Annotated in this window: 27 protein-coding genes and 2 pseudogenes; 3 read left to right on the forward strand and 26 right to left on the reverse strand. The window is 29.8% G+C overall.

What is annotated here, in order from left to right:
- Positions 1 to 120: 120 nt before the first annotated feature.
- The 10 genes and pseudogenes from psyc5s11_RS16375 to psyc5s11_RS16420 form a co-directional block, all read right to left on the reverse strand.
- On the reverse strand, positions 121 to 1,008 hold the full coding sequence (locus tag psyc5s11_RS16375) for a fructose bisphosphate aldolase (RefSeq protein ID WP_224033567.1): 888 nt from the start codon (positions 1,006 to 1,008) through the stop codon (positions 121 to 123).
- Between the two features lie 299 nt (positions 1,009 to 1,307).
- A complete protein-coding gene (locus psyc5s11_RS16380; RefSeq protein WP_224033568.1) occupies positions 1,308 to 1,820 on the reverse strand; it encodes a VanZ family protein in 513 nt (170 codons plus the stop codon).
- A 12-nt stretch (positions 1,821 to 1,832) separates the two neighbouring features.
- A pseudogene (locus psyc5s11_RS16385) lies at positions 1,833 to 2,198 on the reverse strand (Ig-like domain-containing protein); the annotation flags it as partial.
- Positions 2,199 to 2,549: 351 nt separating this feature from the next.
- Positions 2,550 to 2,981, reverse strand: coding sequence for a DUF6442 family protein (locus psyc5s11_RS16390; protein ID WP_224033570.1), 432 nt, complete (start codon positions 2,979 to 2,981; stop codon positions 2,550 to 2,552).
- Entirely contained in the window at positions 2,978 to 3,184 is a 207-nt protein-coding gene (locus psyc5s11_RS16395; RefSeq protein ID WP_224033571.1) for a helix-turn-helix transcriptional regulator, read from the reverse strand. Before psyc5s11_RS16395 ends, psyc5s11_RS16390 begins: the two co-directional genes overlap by 4 nt.
- A gap of 346 nt (positions 3,185 to 3,530) precedes the next feature.
- Entirely contained in the window at positions 3,531 to 3,866 is a 336-nt protein-coding gene (locus tag psyc5s11_RS16400) for a hypothetical protein (RefSeq protein WP_224033572.1), read from the reverse strand.
- 137 nt (positions 3,867 to 4,003) lie between these two features.
- Entirely contained in the window at positions 4,004 to 4,234 is a 231-nt protein-coding gene (locus psyc5s11_RS16405; protein WP_224033573.1) for a hypothetical protein, read from the reverse strand.
- 175 nt (positions 4,235 to 4,409) lie between these two features.
- Complete coding sequence (locus tag psyc5s11_RS16410; protein ID WP_224033574.1) at positions 4,410 to 4,691, reverse strand: hypothetical protein; 282 nt, start codon at positions 4,689 to 4,691, stop codon at positions 4,410 to 4,412.
- A 365-nt stretch (positions 4,692 to 5,056) separates the two neighbouring features.
- Complete coding sequence (locus psyc5s11_RS16415) at positions 5,057 to 5,227, reverse strand: hypothetical protein (RefSeq protein WP_224033575.1); 171 nt, start codon at positions 5,225 to 5,227, stop codon at positions 5,057 to 5,059.
- A 268-nt stretch (positions 5,228 to 5,495) separates the two neighbouring features.
- Positions 5,496 to 6,140: a GNAT family N-acetyltransferase gene (locus tag psyc5s11_RS16420; RefSeq protein WP_375541959.1), complete on the reverse strand. Its 645-nt coding sequence runs from the start codon at positions 6,138 to 6,140 to the stop codon at positions 5,496 to 5,498.
- 342 nt (positions 6,141 to 6,482) lie between these two features.
- Between psyc5s11_RS16420 and psyc5s11_RS16425 the strand changes: the two genes are divergently transcribed.
- Complete coding sequence (locus psyc5s11_RS16425) at positions 6,483 to 6,731, forward strand: hypothetical protein (RefSeq protein ID WP_224033576.1); 249 nt, start codon at positions 6,483 to 6,485, stop codon at positions 6,729 to 6,731.
- A 78-nt stretch (positions 6,732 to 6,809) separates the two neighbouring features.
- Here psyc5s11_RS16425 and psyc5s11_RS16430 read toward each other — a convergent pair whose 3' ends face one another.
- The 3 genes from psyc5s11_RS16430 to psyc5s11_RS16435 form a co-directional block, all read right to left on the reverse strand.
- Complete coding sequence (locus psyc5s11_RS16430) at positions 6,810 to 6,989, reverse strand: hypothetical protein (protein WP_224033577.1); 180 nt, start codon at positions 6,987 to 6,989, stop codon at positions 6,810 to 6,812.
- Positions 6,990 to 7,082: 93 nt separating this feature from the next.
- Entirely contained in the window at positions 7,083 to 7,217 is a 135-nt protein-coding gene (locus psyc5s11_RS27905) for a hypothetical protein (RefSeq protein WP_258712340.1), read from the reverse strand.
- A 50-nt stretch (positions 7,218 to 7,267) separates the two neighbouring features.
- The gene (locus psyc5s11_RS16435; RefSeq protein WP_224033578.1) at positions 7,268 to 7,465 is read right to left on the reverse strand and encodes a hypothetical protein; all 198 of its coding nucleotides are present in this window, start codon (positions 7,463 to 7,465) and stop codon (positions 7,268 to 7,270) included.
- 65 nt (positions 7,466 to 7,530) lie between these two features.
- On the opposite strand from psyc5s11_RS16435, the gene psyc5s11_RS16440 reads away from it, so the two are divergent.
- Positions 7,531 to 7,983 carry a hypothetical protein gene (locus tag psyc5s11_RS16440; protein ID WP_224033579.1) on the forward strand — a complete coding sequence of 151 codons (453 nt, stop codon included), beginning with the start codon at positions 7,531 to 7,533 and terminating at the stop codon, positions 7,981 to 7,983.
- 334 nt (positions 7,984 to 8,317) lie between these two features.
- Here psyc5s11_RS16440 and psyc5s11_RS16445 read toward each other — a convergent pair whose 3' ends face one another.
- The 7 genes and pseudogenes from psyc5s11_RS16445 to psyc5s11_RS16475 form a co-directional block, all read right to left on the reverse strand.
- Entirely contained in the window at positions 8,318 to 8,464 is a 147-nt protein-coding gene (locus psyc5s11_RS16445) for a hypothetical protein (RefSeq protein WP_224033580.1), read from the reverse strand.
- Between the two features lie 419 nt (positions 8,465 to 8,883).
- Positions 8,884 to 9,036: a hypothetical protein gene (locus tag psyc5s11_RS16450; protein WP_224033581.1), complete on the reverse strand. Its 153-nt coding sequence runs from the start codon at positions 9,034 to 9,036 to the stop codon at positions 8,884 to 8,886.
- Positions 9,037 to 9,273: 237 nt separating this feature from the next.
- Positions 9,274 to 9,453: pseudogene (locus psyc5s11_RS16455) on the reverse strand (glycoside hydrolase family protein); the annotation flags it as partial.
- A gap of 323 nt (positions 9,454 to 9,776) precedes the next feature.
- The gene (locus psyc5s11_RS16460; RefSeq protein ID WP_224033582.1) at positions 9,777 to 10,289 is read right to left on the reverse strand and encodes a GNAT family N-acetyltransferase; all 513 of its coding nucleotides are present in this window, start codon (positions 10,287 to 10,289) and stop codon (positions 9,777 to 9,779) included.
- 251 nt (positions 10,290 to 10,540) lie between these two features.
- Positions 10,541 to 11,140: a hypothetical protein gene (locus psyc5s11_RS16465; protein ID WP_224033583.1), complete on the reverse strand. Its 600-nt coding sequence runs from the start codon at positions 11,138 to 11,140 to the stop codon at positions 10,541 to 10,543.
- Between the two features lie 341 nt (positions 11,141 to 11,481).
- Positions 11,482 to 12,732: a hypothetical protein gene (locus psyc5s11_RS16470; protein ID WP_224033584.1), complete on the reverse strand. Its 1,251-nt coding sequence runs from the start codon at positions 12,730 to 12,732 to the stop codon at positions 11,482 to 11,484.
- A gap of 396 nt (positions 12,733 to 13,128) precedes the next feature.
- Positions 13,129 to 13,647: a GNAT family N-acetyltransferase gene (locus tag psyc5s11_RS16475; protein WP_224033585.1), complete on the reverse strand. Its 519-nt coding sequence runs from the start codon at positions 13,645 to 13,647 to the stop codon at positions 13,129 to 13,131.
- Between the two features lie 241 nt (positions 13,648 to 13,888).
- Here psyc5s11_RS16475 and psyc5s11_RS16480 point away from each other — a divergent pair.
- Positions 13,889 to 15,237 (forward strand): IS3 family transposase gene (locus psyc5s11_RS16480; RefSeq protein ID WP_375541960.1). Its coding sequence is split into 2 segments (ribosomal slippage): positions 13,889 to 14,276 and positions 14,276 to 15,237, totalling 1,350 coding nucleotides; the frame shifts between segments, so codons are not numbered across the junction.
- 99 nt (positions 15,238 to 15,336) lie between these two features.
- On the opposite strand, the gene psyc5s11_RS16485 is transcribed toward psyc5s11_RS16480, so the two are convergent.
- From psyc5s11_RS16485 to psyc5s11_RS16510, 6 genes are all read right to left on the reverse strand, one after another.
- Complete coding sequence (locus psyc5s11_RS16485) at positions 15,337 to 15,909, reverse strand: nucleoside/nucleotide kinase family protein (RefSeq protein WP_224033587.1); 573 nt, start codon at positions 15,907 to 15,909, stop codon at positions 15,337 to 15,339.
- 285 nt (positions 15,910 to 16,194) lie between these two features.
- Positions 16,195 to 16,791: a maltose acetyltransferase domain-containing protein gene (locus psyc5s11_RS16490; RefSeq protein WP_224033588.1), complete on the reverse strand. Its 597-nt coding sequence runs from the start codon at positions 16,789 to 16,791 to the stop codon at positions 16,195 to 16,197.
- 292 nt (positions 16,792 to 17,083) lie between these two features.
- On the reverse strand, positions 17,084 to 17,470 hold the full coding sequence (locus psyc5s11_RS16495) for a VOC family protein (protein ID WP_224033589.1): 387 nt from the start codon (positions 17,468 to 17,470) through the stop codon (positions 17,084 to 17,086).
- A gap of 603 nt (positions 17,471 to 18,073) precedes the next feature.
- Positions 18,074 to 18,601 carry a flavodoxin domain-containing protein gene (locus psyc5s11_RS16500; protein ID WP_224033590.1) on the reverse strand — a complete coding sequence of 176 codons (528 nt, stop codon included), beginning with the start codon at positions 18,599 to 18,601 and terminating at the stop codon, positions 18,074 to 18,076.
- Positions 18,602 to 18,952: 351 nt separating this feature from the next.
- Positions 18,953 to 19,954, reverse strand: coding sequence for a GGGtGRT protein (locus psyc5s11_RS16505; RefSeq protein ID WP_224033591.1), 1,002 nt, complete (start codon positions 19,952 to 19,954; stop codon positions 18,953 to 18,955).
- Positions 19,955 to 19,980: 26 nt separating this feature from the next.
- Positions 19,981 to 20,673 carry an iron-sulfur cluster assembly scaffold protein gene (locus tag psyc5s11_RS16510; protein WP_224033592.1) on the reverse strand — a complete coding sequence of 231 codons (693 nt, stop codon included), beginning with the start codon at positions 20,671 to 20,673 and terminating at the stop codon, positions 19,981 to 19,983.
- Positions 20,674 to 20,755: the final 82 nt, after the last annotated feature.

Genomic DNA, 20,755 nt, shown 5'->3' on the forward strand with positions numbered 1-20,755 from the left:
TTTTACTAAATGCGAATTAATAGACTGAAGATAATGTTCATATAAAAAAACATTATTTTCTTGCCAAATATAAATCTATAGTGTCATAGATAGTAGTAATTTTCAGAATAAATATCTACATTATTTGATGGATGCTTCATAAATTGTCCGAATCGAATCGGATAGCATTAGATTGAATTCTTTGTCTGTTTGTTGGGCAGTCAATCCTTGTGATAAGGCGCGAGAGAAACTAGCAATCAGTCCGTTATTGTGCGCAAGTTTTTCATTTGCTTCACTTTGAGTGTACCCTCCTGATAAAGCCACAACCCGTACAACATGCGGATTATCCATTAAATCGTGATAGAAGTTATCTTCTGTAGGTATTGAAAGTTTAAGCATGACTTTGACGTCTTTGTCAAGGGCAGCTAATTGATTAAAAATTTCAGATTTTAATAGTTTTTCTGATTTTTCCTTATCCGCGCTGTGGATATCAATCTCCGGTTCTATAATTGGAACCAACCCAGCTTCAGATATTTTCTTGCCAATATCAAACTGTTGCTCAACTATTTTTCGAATTCCTTCTGAATTAGCTTCTTTAATTACTGAACGCATTTTTGTCCCAAAAATGTTTTTTTCAATCGCCCGTTTTAAGAGTTCTTTCAAATTTGGAATCAGTTTCATGAGTTGAACACCGTTTTCAAGTTCAGCGAGTCCTTTATCGATCTTTAAAAAAGGCACAACGCTCTTGTTCTCCCAAAGAAAATCCGCGGTAAATTGATCACCAACCTTACGATCCATAGTGTTTTCAAATAAAATAGCACCTAAAATGTGCTTAGAATTGAATGCAGGATCCGTGATAATACGAGTTCTCATTTCGTGTACTAAATTGAGCATTTCTTCGTCATTTGAATAGCAGTCTTTCGAAATTCCATACTGCAGAAGTGCAGTGGGAGTACTACCTCCACTCTGGTCCAACGCAGCGATAAACCCTTTTCCAGCATGGATTCGATCCATTTGTTCCTGATTCATATGAATTTCCCCTTTCATTTTTATTAACTGAATAATATGTTTAATTTTATTATAGCACTTCTTACGTGCAGATAGATATACATCTTGATTCGCATCAACAAGGAATTTGGAACCCCTGATTTTTTTATTGGTGGATGCTTATGAAAGCAAGTGCCGACGTCAAACCTGCTATTTAATGCGTAAAATACCGATGGTTAATTTATTTAGTCTCACGAGTATATAGATAATCTAAAGCGTATTATATTCCTATGACAACTAAAAAGGAGAGTATTGCTCCCTTAACTTTGTATATTGAATTTTTATATTTTTAAACTTTCTTTTCTCTTAATCGAATATCTTTCATATATCTTATAATAAGTTAGATAAAAAAATGTTAATCCTATTAAAGTTCCTCCGAAATCGACTAAAACGTCACTAACTAAAGAAGTTCTTCCTAGTACAAAAGATTGGTGAAATTCATCAGTTACAGCATAAAACAAACAAATAAATAATATATAAACTATTGCATCTTTTCCTCTTTTATTAAAAATGAAGAATAAACCACTTACTAAAAATGCTAATATCATATACATAAATGCATGAGCATTTTTTCTAATTACATAATCTAAGTTATTCTCATTCACTTGTTGTTGATTAATAGTATTTTTATTTATTGTTTCATTTTCACCCTTAGTTTGCAGTTTTGTTTCAGTATTTTTAATTAAATTAACTACTTCAGTACTTTGTTGATGTGAAATCTCACCATTAGTACTCGACATATAAAATATAAATCCCATCCAGAATACACATAAAATTATAATAATTTTTTTCAATGCATCTCCCCCTTATACCGTATTATATCTATGATATAATATTGCTTCAAGCAAACAAGGCATATTATAATCACCTTTAGAAAATTCATAATATGGCTTATTTGACTTAGTATTATCTCTATCTAAATACCATTGCTTAAATTTAGTAATTTCAGTACTTGATACATTATAACTCTTTATATTTCCATCTACCAATTCTATAAATAAATTAGCATCACCTGTTGTTGGTTCAGTTGAATTTGTTGGATCTATTCCTTTTGATACTACCTTTACAATACAAGTAGCTTTTGTTTCTGAATCTTTTATTTGAGCTGTTATTGTTGCTTGTCCTTCTTTTACTGCTATTACTTTACCCGTCCCATCTACTGTTGCCATTGATTCATCACTTGATTTTCATGTTACTTGTGCTCCTGCTGGTGTTGTTGTTGCAATTAAATTATCTGTTTCTCCAACTGGCATATTAATTGAAGATTTATTTAATTATATTTCTGATTTTTTAGCTTCATATTCCAAGACATCATCATATATTTCTATTGATTCAATATATCCTTTATCAACATAACCTGAATGTGTACTATTTGCGATACCGATTCTTAAATTATTCTTTAATGGCGGTACTTAATTGCTAGTTCCTGTTGTATTAATAGGTTCCAAAAGATTATTTTCATAAAAGCTTGCCTTCTTATTTATATTATCAAAAGAATAATGTGTAAGCATAATGCTTATTATCTACATTTCTTTATCAAATTTGCAACGATAATAAATACCATATCCAACAACAAATAAATACGCAAAAACTAAAAGAAGAACAACTACCATATCAATACCCATCAAAGCGAGAGCAAGCATTAAAGCCCCGAATACAAATATCATCATATCATACGCCTTAGCTTTTGCACGATTTCCAATCGCAACATTACGTTCATCCTGTTTGTCAATTTTCATTTGTTTCTCAATATCAGGATGATTTTTTATTACTCTGCGACTGATAATTTCTCCCATGCCATGACCAAAAATACCACATCCCAATCCTATGCACACATATGGTAGTGCTCGCATAATTCCTTGTGCTTCAATATTTATTTTAATAAGGTATAACCCTGTTCCTAACAGTAACAATCCAAATACGATTGCAATGTAATGTGTAATACTTCTTTTCATTTTATTTCATCCTCCTCATAAATAAAAATTTCTTCGATACTCATATCAAAATATTTTGCAATTTTAAATGCCAATATAATCGATGGATTGTATCTTCCGTTTTCCAATGAGCCGATTGTTTGCCTTGATACTTCAAGCACAACTGCTAAATCTTCTTGCTTTATGCCGTGCTCTTTTCGTATTTCCTCTAAACGATTTTTCACATTTACACTCCCTACCATGTAAAGTTTACTTTCCATAGCTAAACAATATCACTTTCCTTTAACAATGTCAAGCTAACTTTCCATAAAATAGCATATCATATTCCACGTCCGATAAGGATATATAAATTATCCTTACTTCTTATTTTCATATGATGCAGTACTTATTGGAGTAATCAAATATGTAACCTCTGCATATTGTTCTGCTGTAATCTTATTCCCAGCAAGAAAAATATCCATTGTTTCAGATATATTTGTCTTATCGGATTCTAATATCCCCGCTACCTTTTCTCAATCTTAATTATATTTAGGCATAAGAAAAGCACCTACCCTTTTAATTAAGTAAGTGCTATTTATTGGTTTGTTTATAAATCTGATCATATATTTCTTGAATTTTCTTACCGTCTTCATTTAAATAATCTTCATTATCAAAGCCCATTTTCAATTGTAAGTCTTCAATATAATCTAACAAATCAATTTTATTATCTACATCTATTTCGAATTGAATATTGCCTTCTTGTTCCTCTTTTTTACTAAGAATTTCTTCTTTTATTTTTTCATCATTTAGATTTACAATTAGATAATCGAATAAGTTTTTATCTAATGTTTTACGCCTTTCAATTTGCTTCAGAGCATTTAAATTAATACCTAACATAGCTTTTAATTCATTTCTATACGCCTTCATTCTCTTCTTTCATTATTATCACCGCTTCCTTTTATTTGGATTCCTCATGTACTTTCTTAAATCTTCTATAGCAAAGACAACATAATCCTGCTCCTTTGAATTTTGAACATAGAAATAGCACCTACATTTGTAAGTGCTTAATTGCATTCTATTTCTATATTTACCAATTCTATTTCTTTACTTCCTCTTGGTAATTTAGGAATTTCTTCATCGCCATATCGTATTCTTATTAATCCAGCTCTATAAACATCGTCTGAATAGCTACCATCTTTATATAAAATCATTGTCTTTTCTTTTTCTAAGCAATTGGGAATTGCATCTTCAACTTTATATTTTTTCCCCCTATATTCAAATATACATTTTATCATTGTTTTAATTTTGTTTATTTTTATCACCCAGTTATCTAGTATATTATAATTAAGCAAAACTGTTACACTTTCTTTTTTAAATCTTACATTTAATTTTAATTTTTTTCTTTGGCCATGGTCTAAATCTCCTTTCTATTTTATTGCATAAAAAAGAACCCTATTTCTAGGATTCCTATTAATTAATGTATTGTTTTATCTCTTTTGCGAATCTAGTGTATTGATCCATTGTGGTTATTTCATTTCTTATTTTTTCTATGCACATGTTTATCTTATTATTTTCTTCTTCAAAATTTGTTTCTCTATCAAGATTTATTGATGTTTTTATATAGAGTTCTGCTACTTCAAGTTTAAGTGAATTTATTTCCATGATTTTTCCACTTTTTACATTTTCCAATTCATCTAATACACTTTTCCTTGCCTTTTCAAATGATTCTTCATCTTTTAATTCTGATTGCATAGTTATCACCATCCCTTCATAATAACTAATTACACAAAAGTCAGCTTATTCCTTCTAAATACTACAAATTAATCGTAAGTTATTACTTTATGACCTGATAGAGTGCAACAACTTAAATCTCTCTCACTAGTATAAATAATAAACCAGCAGATAGTAATATACACTCTAAGGCCATGGATGGATTCCACTTCCTTTCATAATATATTTTGTTTTCTACTGGTCTAAAAATCAAATTACAAAAGGCATTCGTTAGCTTGGATGCCTTTGAAAGGAGTTTAATTAAATTCTTCACAATACTATTATATCTCATCTGATTCAGATAATTATTCCTCTTTTATTCCTTTTTTATTCCACCTAAATTACTATTAACCTCTTGAAGCCTTATCACAAGTTCTGCAAGTACAATATTCATTTGGTGATACTTTACACTCTTTTTCTGTTTTCCTATTATCTTTATTATTACATTTACTACATTCTTTTAATTTATTACAAGAACATTCATTGTCTTTATCTTTATAAGTTATAATACAGCTCATTATTAACTCCCTTCGTTTGATATATTTATATTATATCGAACGTTTGTTCTATTGTGAAGTGTAATTAACTTATTTCTGCATATTTCACGATTTCTTTACCTACATATAATAATTAGAATTGCGTAGTATTTTAAATAAAAAAATATCGCAAATCTATTCTTAGTTATGAATAGTGCGATATTCTAATTTACTATTAAATTTTTAGATATAATAACATCTATAGGTAACTCTACAAATTGGAATTTATCCTTATCCCAGTAAAGGAAGCCTACTGTATAATAGAATGGCTGTGAATATAAAATTCTTCCTGACTTGGCTGGTATTTTTTCTCCCAGCTTTCCAAACCCTCGTCAAAGCGCCCGACTTCTTGTTCGTCTATCTCAAATACAGGACTTTGATAGTAAACCCATTTCCTTCCGTCCAAGACATCCGGTTTGAGTTCTTTTACCATCATTGCCGCCGGATATGTCCAATTCTCAAGACAGACATTGTACTTTTTACAGCTCTTAAAACCACGGCTTACATAATTACCTGGGTTTCCAAATATTACGATCACATCATAACCAAGTGCGACCGCCTGTTCAAAGGAATACTCCATTAGCTTTTTTCCATACCCCTTTCTCTGATATTCCGGCAAAATGCAAACCGGACCGAAAGTAAGGATGTCTTTTTCTTCTCCGGACTTATCAATTAGTTTTGTTTTCGTATACATGATATTCCCGATGATTTGATTATCAACTTCAATCACAAAATCCAATTCTGGCAGAAAATCTTTGTGGGACCGCATAACATGAACTAAATAATGTTCACCGCACCCCGGGATATATAAATTCCAAAAAGCTTTCCTTGTGATTTCTTCAACTTTCTCATAATCTGTTTCTTCTTCATTTCTAATCTTAATCATTTTGTTCATTTACAAACCTCCCACAATTTACCTAAAACCATTTTTTTGTGCTTTTTATTATGTCTATCTGCTCACTAAATTCCTATTAATCTTTTAGTTAATTATAGCATATTTTGTAAATATCACACTATTCAATTTTCAAAGAACATTTTTTCATTTACTACGTCAAATCTACAATGAATGCAGTTACTGGACCTTCAGCTGCATCCGTAATTAGCATTATGTAAATAATCCCCTCTTTTTTATTTCTATTTTATGTAATATATGGATGTATTTATATAATTATTATGTTATAATTACTTTATTGGATATCCAAGAATAAAATTATAAATAATTAGGAGGGTAATATATATGAAATTAAAAAGAATTGCAGGTATTTTCTCATTGGCTATAATGGCAGTTACTTTTACTCCATGTACAAATGCACTAGCGGCTTCACACACTCATCATTATACTCAACATCAAATAGTAGTCTCTACAATATTAGGCTACACTAGTGTATGTCATGAAATGAAATGTGATCAGTGTTCTGATTACCAAGTGATTGAACAAAGAAAAGGTTGGTTCCAAGGTCCATTTAGATGTCCAAAATGTCCATAAAATTAAAAAAGAAGTTTAATAAGAGTAAAAATATTCTATACACTTTATAACAAATGGTGTAATAAAAGATTATCTATACTAATTTAGATAGTCTTTTTTCCCATTTACTTTGGCTTGTCTTTCTCTATCTGCATTTAATGGACCATAAAGTTTTACAGTGCTTGGTGATGATACATGAATTAATAACTTAGTATCAATTTTATCTATATTGCTCTTAATGTAATCTACTAATCCTTTATATTTGCTGATTGTTTCCATCAAGGACAAATTTAACATCTTCAAAATTTGTATTAATTACTGGCAATTGTTTTGATACTTGTAATTCTTTCATTTTTACACGCTCCTATAAATTTAATCCGTCTGGCATTTCATTCTTTTTTTCCCTGCCTTTTTATCAGTTTCTATTTGTTCTTTCTTTTTATTTAACTTACTTAAACAAGCTATTTTGATTATATCTGCAATAACTTCTGATATGTCTTTTTTCATATTTCATAATCTCCTTTCTATGCTATAATGGTTTTAAATTCATTGCTTAGTTACCTTGGACTACTTTGGTCGGTGTCCTTGGTAGCTTTTTTATGCTTCATAAGGCTACGTTCTTCTTTAACTGTTCTAGTTTGATTGCCAATTGAGTTTAGTTTTTGACATACATAAGAATCTTCTAGAATTTCATATCTAATAATTTCCAAAACCTCACCATCTTTTTTGAAAACTCCTCCAATTTCTTTCGGCATTGCTTTACCTCCTTTTCATTTCCTTTTAAAATGTGGTAAAATATTATTGAAAGCGGGTGTATTTTATGGAAAGTCAAAATTCTAATGATAAACCAGGAACATATTCACGTAAATCAGCTACATTATGGGCCTTAGAGACAATCAAAGAAGCCCTTAATAAAAATAAGGGAACTGATGTACAAGTTCTTTTGTTAACTTCTTATGGCTTTATTAAGTGCGATATTGATTTTGATACTCAGTCTACAATTCTACTTAAACAAACTGATATTGAAGGTAAATATGAACTTGATTTAACCTACATTACTGCTTTAAGAAATACTTTTGTTGAAAAACTAAAGGAAGAGACTCCTAATGTCAAAGCTCAAGATAATGGTGCTATTCTATATTTAAAAAATGTCACTATATACACAAATGGTCTTTCAACAGCTCTTGCAAATCCTACTGTTACATTAAATGATTTTGTAATTTTTGCGGATCAAATAACAGGATTTTCTTTAATTCCTCGCACTGTTGGTTAGTAAAATTAATGGTAATGTTTGGAATTGAGACATTAGACTGCTCTTGAACTGGTACTTCTTGAGCAGTTCCTAAAGGTATACCCATTTCATCCCTAACCAATTTAATATGAACATCTGTAATAACTACTGTACAATGTGGATCCCAATTCTTTTTTCTAATCTCCTGCGTTCTAGTGGTGATAGTGGATTTATATCTTGTCCTAACATTTCCAACTTTTCAATTTCATATATTGAATATCTTGGAGTTCTCTATTAGCACCATTATTTACAACCGTACTTGAAAGTGTTCCCTCATAAAAAATCTCCCCAAATCCCTCACACCATCTCCCACCGCTCAGCACCTTGCCTCAGACACCTCCCATTTTTTTGTATTTTCCCTCTCGTCCCCTCTCTCTTTTTCTCTCGCTTCCCCCGCCACGGAGTCTATTACGTAATCATCATCAAACCTAAGTATATCAATTCTTCGCTTCGTTTTTTTCATGCCTTAAATCTACCCTTAAATCTGCCACTTGAACACAAAAAATAAGACCATGAATTGATACAGGCGATAAATCCTGCACCTTTTCATGCTCTAATACTGGAATTATTGGTTGATTTTATGTTTCATATAATCCAAAAAAAGCCCCGCCACGTAGTCGATAAAAACTACGTAGCGGGGCAAGTTCCCTATCTATTTTTCCCGAACTTTTTGTGGAGTTGGGGAAGTTTTTTATAAGATGGGTAACTTTATCTTAATAATACAATTGATATTATTATTTATTCATTCCTTGTTGAACAGCAACATATGTGATTTTCATATACCATAAAAAAGAACCTAGCAAAGCTTGTACTTTTACCAAGTTCTTTTTACATTCAATTCTTTTAATTAATAATCATCACTATATAAATTCTTTATTTGTTTTATCTTAAATATCCCTCTTTTGTTACTTCTTTATCACACTGTTTTTCTGTTTTGTTGTCTTTAATATTACATATTCCCTTTAATGATGGAACACAAATTACATCGCCTGTTCTATCTTTCCCTATATTATTTTTACAACTTGGACAATCCATAACAATCACTCCTCTTTCTCATTTTATAATCTAATAATAGCATATTATGTAAATAATTTAGCAACTTTCCATAACAGTAATTCAGACAAAATATCCCATGCTTTCTCAATATTATCAATTAATTTTATCATGCAAAAAAGAAAAAATAGGGATAGCAAAACAAAATTTCTTCTGTCTACGCTATCCCTATTATGTACTGGCTTATTTGTGCAATTTAGCCTTATATATTATATCATATTATATATTTTCTGTATAATCTGCATTTAAAAACATATCTACTTCTTTATTTCTACGTCTGTATAATCCTTCAATTCTCTTTCCACCACCATTACTCCATGCAACAAAGTTAGATGTAATAGTATTAATATCTCTAACTCCATTGCATACATTCCTATATAATGTAGAACCCAATAGACCATCTGGACAATCACGTAAATCATCAACATATAAGTTTACAATATCTTTCATAATTCTTTATCTCCTAAGTATCAATTTACAATCATTCACTATTAATTGTAGCATAAATTGATACAGTTATTCCTTATCTGTTTCATATAATTTTTCATTAAACTTCTTAATTCCCAATTTTATTTAGTTTCTACACCCTTTTTTCCTAGGGCGTAGCAAAAATATCGCAAATTCATTGAATAATACGATATTCTAATTTTTTATATTTAATTTTACTTATTGATCCTGCTACATGATAATAGAATATTGTGTCTTAATTCCAATAATTTATTTTATCTAAATTTAAGAATATAGTTATCATCTTGTCCAATAGAACTAACTAATTTAAAATTGCAATTATTTAATACTTTACTAGAACCAATATTTGTTTTCAGAACTTTGGCGACTATACCTTTAGAATCTTGAAATCCATAAGCCCACTTCGCTAGAGTTTCTAAAGCCTCCGTCATAAGTCTTTTCTTTCTATAATTAGATGAAATACTGTATCCAACTTCTGAATATCCATTTTCATCTGGTAATCCTTTAAACCCAATAAAACCTATTCCTTTTTGATTGTCCTTATCAATAATCAACCAGTATGTATACCACTCATGAACATCTTCACTAACCTTTTGCATTTTCTCTATTTTCTTTGATATTGCTAATTTAACAAAATCAAGCATTGCTTCTAATTCAATAAGAATTTCAACAGTATCAATTTCATTGTTATTAATATGTAATAGTTCATTAAAAGATAAAGGTTTTAAAAGTAACCTTTCTGACTCTAATATTCTCTTCTCCAACATTAATACCTCCATTTTGTAATTCTTATGTATTACACAACATCTTACCATTATACATTAATTATAGCATATCTTGTAAATCTATCATTATATAATTTGTCATTTAGTTTCTACTTCATTTTTTCCTAGGGCGTAGCAAAAATACCGCAAATTCATTGAATAATACGATATTCTAATTTTTTATATTTAATTTTACTTATTGATCCTGCTACATGATATAAGAAAGATACGAACTAACCATTTCAAATTGCTTATTACAACTGGATTACAATATTACCACCTATTTGTTTATCTCTAAATGGCGGATTAAATTCTTTAAAAATCAATTCAATTCCTGAAAGATTATCAGGCAATGGTGGTGATACAATAAAATTATAATGAAAATGACCACCACCTCCACATCCCTCTAACATTCGACATTCATATTGTTCGTTTATAAACAAATCAAAACTAGCATGTCGTGACTGATGTTCGAATGTATCACTTGTATTATCCCAATCTATATTGAAATTTACAACGCTAGAATTTGAGTACTGACGGATAGACATTATAGAAAAAAGATGATCATCTATCTCAAGTGACTTTAAAACTGGTAAATTCCTTCGAAATCCCTCTGGTTTAACTAATGGTATGTATAATTTTTCATTCCACAGTGAACCAAATACTGATTTTAATAAATCCTCGTATAAATTAAATTTTTCTGCCCAGTTAGATATGTATTCAAAAGGTGGATAACCTGGATTATTGTCTGAAGTGTCCTTGCGTTGATTTATTAATTCACAAATTTTTTCATCTATTTGCTTAATTCTTTCATCATAATGTGTAGTTGGTCGCTCATATGGCATTCGTTCCATTTTTTTATACCTCCTAAAAATATGTTCTTCGTACTTAATTACCATTATGCATCAATTATATCATATCTTGTAAATTTATTGTTATTTAATTTATTATTTAGCTTCTACTTCATAGTTTCCTAGGGCGTAGCAAAAATATCGCAAATTCATTGAATAATACGATATTCTAATTTTTTATATTTAATTTTACTTATTGATCCTGCTACATGATAATAGAACATTCCGAACTAAAAAATGCTGAAAAATTAACTTTGAATAATACAGCATTCTGGACAATAATTCGGTTTGTAATGTATATTCGATAAATAAAGAAATGGTAAGCTCTATTTACAAAATATATTTTAAATATTCCTACAATGATAATAAGCCATTATATCATCTAAATACTTAAATCTTTCATATATGTTTAAAATCCTTAATTTGCACAATTCATCTATACTACTTTTTGATATATATTGACTATAATCTATCTCATTATAAATCATACTCAATTTATTAAATGAACCTTGACTATATCTAGTATGAATTTCTTTTGAATTTTTTATATAGTCTATTTGCTCATTAAGTATTTCATAATGTCTATAACATAAAGGGGTTATTAAATCAATATCATCTAGTTGAAATGCAGGATAGGTATCAGCTTTATATAATTTTGCTTCCCAATAATATTCTAAGACACATGTCGTTATATTTGTAAAGTATCTTAGCAATTCATTCTTTATTGTTTTAATAGTAATTGCTGTGCCTGTATTATCATCTATCAATATAATTTTTGAAACAACAGGGTACTTAGTACTTAAATGATAAACTTGTTCAGATAAAGATTCTTGACAAAAATAAGAAGTATCATATCTAGAATATCTAACATATTCATAGGATATTTTACTAAAATCTTTTTTTGTATCATTCATATAGTTTAGCATAGAAATATAAAAAGGTGGTATCAAAGCAGCTCCTTGCAATGGAGAGATTATTATATCATTTACTCCTATATAGTCACATAACGCAAAAAAGGCAGTAGTCATAACAAGAATATTATCCATTTCTGAATATTCCCGGACACTAGTAATATTAAGTTCCTTCACATCTATTAATAAATTATCAATAAAGCCAAAATATAATTTAGGGAAATCACAAAAGTCCTCATCAAATATAATCTGCACTAAATAGTCAGTAAGTCTTGAAAGGTAGCCTTTTAGTAATTCATAATAACGATTTTTCAAAGTATTATAAGAAAATACTATACCAATTAATTTTGCTATACATGAAAGCATATGTTGTGTAATCGAAAAAATAACAAATTGTTTCTTATTATATAGCATTTCAGAATTTAAAATACTAGGTGCATCTATAAGTATTGCTCTTAATAAATCTATTGTTTCATCTAAATCCTCTGAATAATAAGCATTATTTCTGTTACAATAAAACGGTTTTTTGACGCTGAAATATTTTTTTAATATAGGCAAATACATGTTATACTCTATTTCAAATTCACTTGAATCAATATATGCCTCCCCAGCAAAGCCGAATTTATATTTCCGTAATATAGATTTACTTAAGATTGAATCTACTGTTTTATATAAAGTACTCAACCAAACATCCCTCCTTGCAATTAGTGCTGTAATATTTTTTGATTCTGCCTTAATTCAGGGATAATTATAGCATAGTTTTTAGATAATTTCATTAAATCTTTACTAAAATTTGTCATTTGTAAAAGTATACAAATGACGTATTGTTTAATTATCAACGAACATTGTTCGTAAATTAAAATTCAGTAGTTAGTACGCATTTAAATACCATTATGAATTAATTATAGCATATCTTGTAAATTTATCATTATTTAATTTATTATTTAGCTTCTACTTCATATCTTCCTAGGGCGTAGCAAAAATATCGCAAATTCATTGAATAATACGATATTCTAATTTTTTATATTTAATTTTACTTATTGATCCTGCCACATGATATAAGAATAAAGTGAAAGAAATTTAGTTAGTTGCTACTGTAATACTATATTTGTACAGATATTCATTGTCCTCTTCATCAAAAATAGTTCCTAATAATTTACCATTGTTCTTTTCTATAATTTTCTTTGAGGCTGTATTGTCTATATTACAAGTTAAAATTACTTCTTCTATTCCTATATTTATAGCCTTTCCCAATGCCAGCTTTAAAATCTGAAAACCATAACCTCTATTTCTGTAATCAGGTGATATATCATAACCTATATGCCCAGCACATTCTACCTCTTGGTGTCTAATTCTCACTACTCCTACAACTTCTTTTTTATCAATTAACCAGAATGTAGAAGTTACAACCTCTCCTTGAGGTAACTCGTTTCCCTTTGAATAATTCTGCAAGTTGTTTAAATAATCTTGGAAATTTTCTAAGGCTTTTTTATACTTATTAAAATAATGTTCATCATTTATTTTTCTGTATGTTAGAGCATAATTTTCAAAACTCTTTTGATATTGTTTATTAGGCTCAACTAAAAATAAATCTTTCATAAATTATCCTCCATTTTATATACACTTCGCAAAATTTTACCATCATACATTAATTATAGCATATCTTGTAAATCTATCATTATATAATTTGTCATTTAGTTTCTACTTCATATTATCCTAGGGCGTAGCAAAAATATCGCAAATTCATTGTAAAATGTACCCTATAAGATAGACAGTAAATAAAATATCTATCTTATAGGGTTTTTATGTATAATAAAACAAAGAGATAGGAGTAGATTTTATGAGTAATAAGTTATTTACAAAAGAAGAAATAGAATTGATATCTAGAAATAAATATGTAAAAAATGTTAGTGAAAGATCAATTACATATACAGATGAATTCAGACGAATTTTTATATCAGAATACGAAAAAGGAAAGTTTCCACGAAAGATATTTGAAGAATCTGATTTCGTGATAAGTATCTTAGAGATTGGACGAATTGAATCGATAAGTAAAAAATGGCGTGCTGCCTATAAGGAAAACGGTATACATGGTTTAGATGATACAAGAAAAGGCAAAGCTGGGCGACCTCGTGATAAGGAACTTTCTATAGACGAAAAATATGAACGTCTTAAAGTACAAACTACTCTACTGAAAGCTGAGAATGAATTATTAAAAAAACTCGATTTGATAGAAAGGAGAGTGATAAAACGAAAATAGGTTCATTAACAAAAGAAAATTTCATTCTTATTAAATCAGTAATTAAAAAATATAAATTAAAGAATATGACAAGCTATTTATGCACATTAGCTGGTGTATCACGTTCTGGATATTATAATTATTTTTCAGCAAAATCCGAATGCTTGCGCAGCAAGCGCAACGATAATGATTTGGAAGTTAAAGATATAATTTTAAAGGCATTCAACTTCAAAAAACATAAAAAAGGTGCAAGACAAATAAAGATGGTATTGAAATCTCAATATGGAGTTGTATATAATCTAAAACGTATTCGCAGACTTATGAAAAAATATGACATAGTTTGTCCTTATAGAAAAGCAAATCCATATAGACGAATGGTAAAAGCAACTAAAGAACATAAAGTCTTACCTAATGTGCTTAATAGGAATTTCAAACAGAATACCCCTGGCAAAGTATTGCTTACGGATATTACCTATTTGTTCTATAAAAATAAAAGCAAAAAGGCTTATTTGTCGACCATTAAAGATGCATCAACTAATGAAATAATGGCTTATAATGTATCTGATAGTCTCACATTAGATATAGTTATCGATACTATCACCAATCTTAAGAAATCAAAAAGTGTAAAATTTCATCCTGAAGCTTTCATTCATTCAGATCAAGGATCACACTACACAAGTCCTAAATTTCAGAAGTTAGTAAAAGAATGTGGGTTTGGTCAATCTATGTCTAGACGAGGAAACTGTTGGGACAACGCCCCGCAGGAATCATTCTTTGGGCATTTCAAAGATGAAGTAAACATAAAACAATGCCAAACATTAGAAGACCTAAAAAATGAGATAGACCAGTACATGATTTATTATAACAACTATAGATATCAATGGAATTTAAAAAGGATGACTCCTGTTGAATACAGAAATCATCTCATTGATTCTACACAGTATTTTTAACAATGTCCTTTACAAAGGGTACATTTTATTGAATAATACGATATTCTAATTTTTTATATTTAATTTTACTTATTGATCCTGCTACATGATAGTAGAACATTATGAATTACATTCATTCGTTTTGCTCACATAATTTATTTTTAATATATTCATAATTTGTTTGACAATTTCATCTAACTCCATACTGCCATCTATAACATAATCCGAATTTGGCAGAATAGTCTTTAGCATTTCTTCATATGCAATTCTCGCATATTTCAAATAAAAACTCATATCTTCCCTGATTTCATTCCCAGTAGCATTATACATATCACGTAACACACGTCTTGCCATTGCTATATCTAAAGGAGTGTCAATAAAAATCGCATAATCTATAAATTGTTTAATCAAATCATTTTTATATGCAAATGGATAATCCAATAAAATATATTGAGTCTCATTATCTCCTTTGAATTTCAATATATCCTTTTTTAGTGGCTCTAAGTTCCATTCATTATAATCTGCTCCATTCATCACCCATTGATGAAAATCCTCAACTTCTCCTTCAAAATCATAATCATCAAAATGAAGTGATTTAGCACTTTTCATTTTTTTCTTGAGTTCGTTTATTATTGTTGTTTTTCCACCTGCTGTAACACTTGATACTGCTATTATTACTGCTTTATTTATCATAATCACCTTCTCATATACAATAATATTTGTTTCGCATAAATTTACCATTATGAATCAATTATATCATATGTTGTAAATTTTTCATTATATAATTTGTCATTTAGTTTCTACTTCATATTATCCTATTGTGCAAGAAAAAAATCGCAAATTCAAACTCTTGAATAATGCGATTTTACAATCTGTTATTTATTTTTATTGATTTACAATGTATGAACATTGCGATCTAACTGTAATGTAGGTTATACTCGAAATCTGTCACTTGAATTATTATTAATTACATTAAAATTAATCAACCCTTCTGTTTTTATAATAATACTCTTTATCACGTTCATTTATCTTTCTTAATACACGACATGGATTTCCTACAGCGATTACATTTTCAGGAATATCATGAGTAACAACACTTCCAGCACCAATAACTGAATTATCTCCAATCGTGATTCCTGGTAAAATTACTGCATTTGAGCCTATCCATACATCGTTACCAATTCTTACTGGAATTGAAAACTGAGTACCTGGTCTGCGAAGATCTGAGTCAACGGGATGGCCTGTAGGTGTTATTGTTACATTAGGTGCTATCATTACATGCTCACCTATATAAACATCAATATCATCTACAATTACAAGATTAAAATTAGCATAAAAATGATTGCCAATGTGCACATTTGTACCATATGCCATGTGTACTGGTGGTTCAATCCAAATATCCTCACCCATATCGCCCAATAATTTTTTCAGCAAATCTTTCCTTTTTATTTCTTCATTTGGATGTGTATTGTTATAATCATATAATAATTCTTTACACCTTCTACGTTCCTCGTCAAGTCCCTCCCCAACATCTACATACAACATACCATTTTTCATTTTCTCTCTTATAGTCATAATACCCTCCATAATTTATAATATTTATTTCAATTCATTATCTCGCATTTTTTACTGTTGCGGCACAAGCATTTATTTAATTAACCATTACTACCGTAAATCGGGTGCAAAAAAATGAATGTACGATTTTAGCCAAAAGATTACATAGTTACATAAGAATTCAAAACTTAAAATTTATAAAAACAATTTAATTTGCAAATTTAACGAGTAAAATATTTGCATTTATGGAATTATATTTTTCTTAGCGTATGAAATATCATTTTTGCGTACGCTACCCTATATTAAAAATATCTTATTTTTTCTTATACCATTGGATATACTCTAAAATATTATTATCTAGGTCAGAGAAGTAAATCCAGGTTTCTTCCCCTGCTACCTCTAATGGTCCTCTTAAAATATTCATATTATATTTTTTTAACATTTCAACTGCTGCTCCCATATCATGAACTTCTATACAAAAATGAGGACAATATGGCTTTCTTATTTCAGGTTTTTGATATGTAGTTTTTAAGTCTTGTATCAATTCAATACGAGCATTCTCTAGTTCGAGAAATGCATATTCCTCTTTTTCAGCTTCATTAATTGACCTAAAATTAAATTTAAAACCAAGCTTTTTTGTATAGAATTCAATTGAATCATCCATATTTGATACTTGAAAAGCACCATGATCAAATTTCATATTAATTCCTCCTCGCATAATAGAAATAGTATTAAAATAAATTCTATCTTAATTATGTACTTTTATGGTATTCCAGTAAATGGTTAAATGTCATATATATATAGCTCAATGGAATATTAACAAAAGCTATGAGTCTAGCATAATGCTTGCTTCACATCCATCATTTTTACAACTTTCTAATCTGTTTCTACCTTAATTTTACTGATAGATAACAGCTGCTTTCATAGCAATTTTTGTTGCAGTCCTATTATTATAGTCAATGATATATTTTGCTTCTTCACTAAAAACACTAGCTTCAGTGAGACTGATTTTTAGGATACAAAAACCCGCAATTTTATTCCAATGGCAGGTTTTCTCAATTATTTTTGCATCATATCAATTTTTTCCTTTTATTGATCTACTATCTCATGTGCTTTTATAAAGTTAAGTCGCATTACAATTGCCATTATGTATTAATTATATTATATATTGTAAATTTATCATTATATAATTTGTTATTTAGCTTCTACTTCATATTTTCCTAGTGCGTAACAAAAAATATCACACTAAACAATGTGATATTTAAATCTGGTATTTATTTTACTTGTACATAATGTACCAACTTTACGTATTAACATAAGTTATTATTCTATCTATATTTTTCTTCTCTGTAAAATCTACTGGCTTATCATATATAGCAAGCATACCTATTTCATCAGATGATAACTCCTCCTGCTTTTTATTCTTTATTTTCCATTTCAGTAATGTCATAAGGAATTTATCAAAAAGATTTAGTTTACTATAATTAAAGCCACCTCTTAAATAAAAAAACTTAATATATTTTTGTTGCTCTTGAGTAAAATTTTTATCTATAATTTCATTTATTCCATCCTCTCTTGATGGCGATGCTCCAGTTGCAAAAACAACTATCTTTTTATCTTTAAGTTTGTCAATGTTTTGTGTTATTAACTTTACTCCAATGATTCCTATCGCATACAAACTCCCCCCATAAATTATGGTATCATATGCGGTTAGTATATTGATGGTCACCTTTGATATATCAAAAGTATCTGCTGACAAATCTTCCGCAATCCATTCTGCATATTTCCTTGTGAAGCCTGTCTTTGACTTATATATTACTATAGTCTTCATTATTTGCACCTCATTATAACTTTATACACTTCAATCTACAATCATGCATTAATTATAGCATATCTTGTAAATTTATCATTATATAATTTATTATTTGTATGGAAATTTTTGCTACTATCTTGTTAAGTTGACGACATTGCCCGGCCAAAGCTTTAAAGAGGCTTCGCCTCTTCTTGCTCTCAATTAACGCAGTGCGATTGGGGGATGCTCTTATTATTCTTATTCTGTAGAGGCTTTTACCAAAAACTTTTGCAAACAAAAAAGAGCCCAATGCTTGGTTAAAAATAACCTTACATTGAACTCTCTATTCAGAACTTTTTTATTTCGTTCAGAACTTTTTTGTTAATATTACTATTTATTCATTCCTTGTTGAACAGCAACAGCAACTGCAACAGTAGCTCCTACCATTGGATTGTTACCCATTCCGATAAGACCCATCATTTCAACATGAGCTGGAACTGATGATGATCCTGCGAATTGTGCATCTGAATGCATTCTTCCCATAGTATCAGTCATACCGTATGAAGCTGGACCTGCTCCCATGTTATCTGGGTGAAGAGTTCTTCCTGTACCACCACCTGATGCTACTGAGAAGTATTTCTTACCTTCTTGGATACATTCTTTCTTGTATGTTCCTGCAACTGGATGTTGGAATCTAGTAGGGTTAGTTGAGTTACCAGTGATTGATACGTCAACGCCTTCTTTGTGCATTATTGCAACACCTTCTCTAACATCGTCACAACCATAACACTTAACTTTACCTCTAGCTCCTGTTGAGTAAGCTTTTTCTTTAACTACTGTAACTTCACCAGTATAATAGTCAAATTTAGTTTGAACATATGTGAATCCATTAATTCTTGAGATTATGAATGCAGCATCTTTTCCAAGACCGTTTAATATAACTCTTAATGGTTCTTTTCTTACTTTGTTAGCTTCTTCTGCTATTTTAATAGCACCTTCAGCAGCAGCAAAACTTTCATGTCCTGCTAAGAATGCGAAACATTTAGTTTCTTCTCTTAAAAGCATAGCTCCTAAGTTTCCGTGTCCAAGTCCAACTTTTCTGTCATCAGCAACAGAACCTGGGATACAAAATGCTTGTAATCCTTCTCCGATTGCTTCTGAAGCATCAGCAGCCTTCTTGCAGCCTTTCTTTATAGCTATAGCAGCTCCTAAAGTATAAGCCCATCCAGCGTTTTCAAATGCAATTGCTTGTGTTTCCTTAACAATTGTGTAAGGATCTATTCCAAGATCTGCACAAACTGCCTTTGCATCTTCTAGAGTTTCCATTCCGTACTTCTTAAGTACTGGAGTAATTTGATCAATTCTTCTTTCATAACTTTCAAACATTACCATAATAAATTTTCCTCCTTTACAAATAATTATTTATGTCTTGGATCCATTAATTCAGCAGCTTCAGCAACTCTTCCGTATTGTCCCTTAGCCTTTTCTAATGCTTCATTAGCATCCATGCCTTTTCCAATGCTTTCCATCATTTTTCCTAAGTTAACAAACTTATATCCAATGATTTCTTTATCTGCATCTATAGCGATGTCTGTAACATAGCCTTCAGCCATTTCTAAGTACCTAGGTCCTTTTGCAAGAGTTCCGTACATAGTACCAACTTGAGATCTTAATCCCTTACCTAAATCTTCAAGACCTGCTCCGATAGGTAGTCCACCTTCTGAGAATGCAGTTTGAGTTCTTCCATAAACGATTTGTAAGAATAATTCTCTCATAGCTGTGTTTATAGCATCACAAACTAAATCTGTGTTTAATGCTTCTAATATTGTCTTTCCTGGTAATATTTCTGAAGCCATAGCAGCTGAATGAGTCATTCCTGAACATCCAATTGTTTCAACTAACGCCTCTTGGATAATACCTTCTTTAACGTTTAATGTTAATTTACAAGCTCCTTGTTGTGGCGCACACCAACCTATTCCATGAGTTAAACCTGATATATCAGTAACTTCTTTAGATTGAACCCATTTTCCTTCTTCAGGAATTGGTGCTGATCCGTGATTAGGACCTTTAGCAAGTACACACATTTCTTCAACTTCTTTTGAATACATCATATATTTTTGCTCCTCCCTAATTAATAGATAATTACAACTATTAAATCTTATTTCTAAGCTTTTTAATATTGTAGTTGGGCAT

Origin of the sequence: Clostridium gelidum (genome assembly GCF_019977655.1) — a bacterium.
GTDB classification, from domain to species: domain Bacteria; phylum Bacillota; class Clostridia; order Clostridiales; family Clostridiaceae; genus Clostridium; species Clostridium gelidum.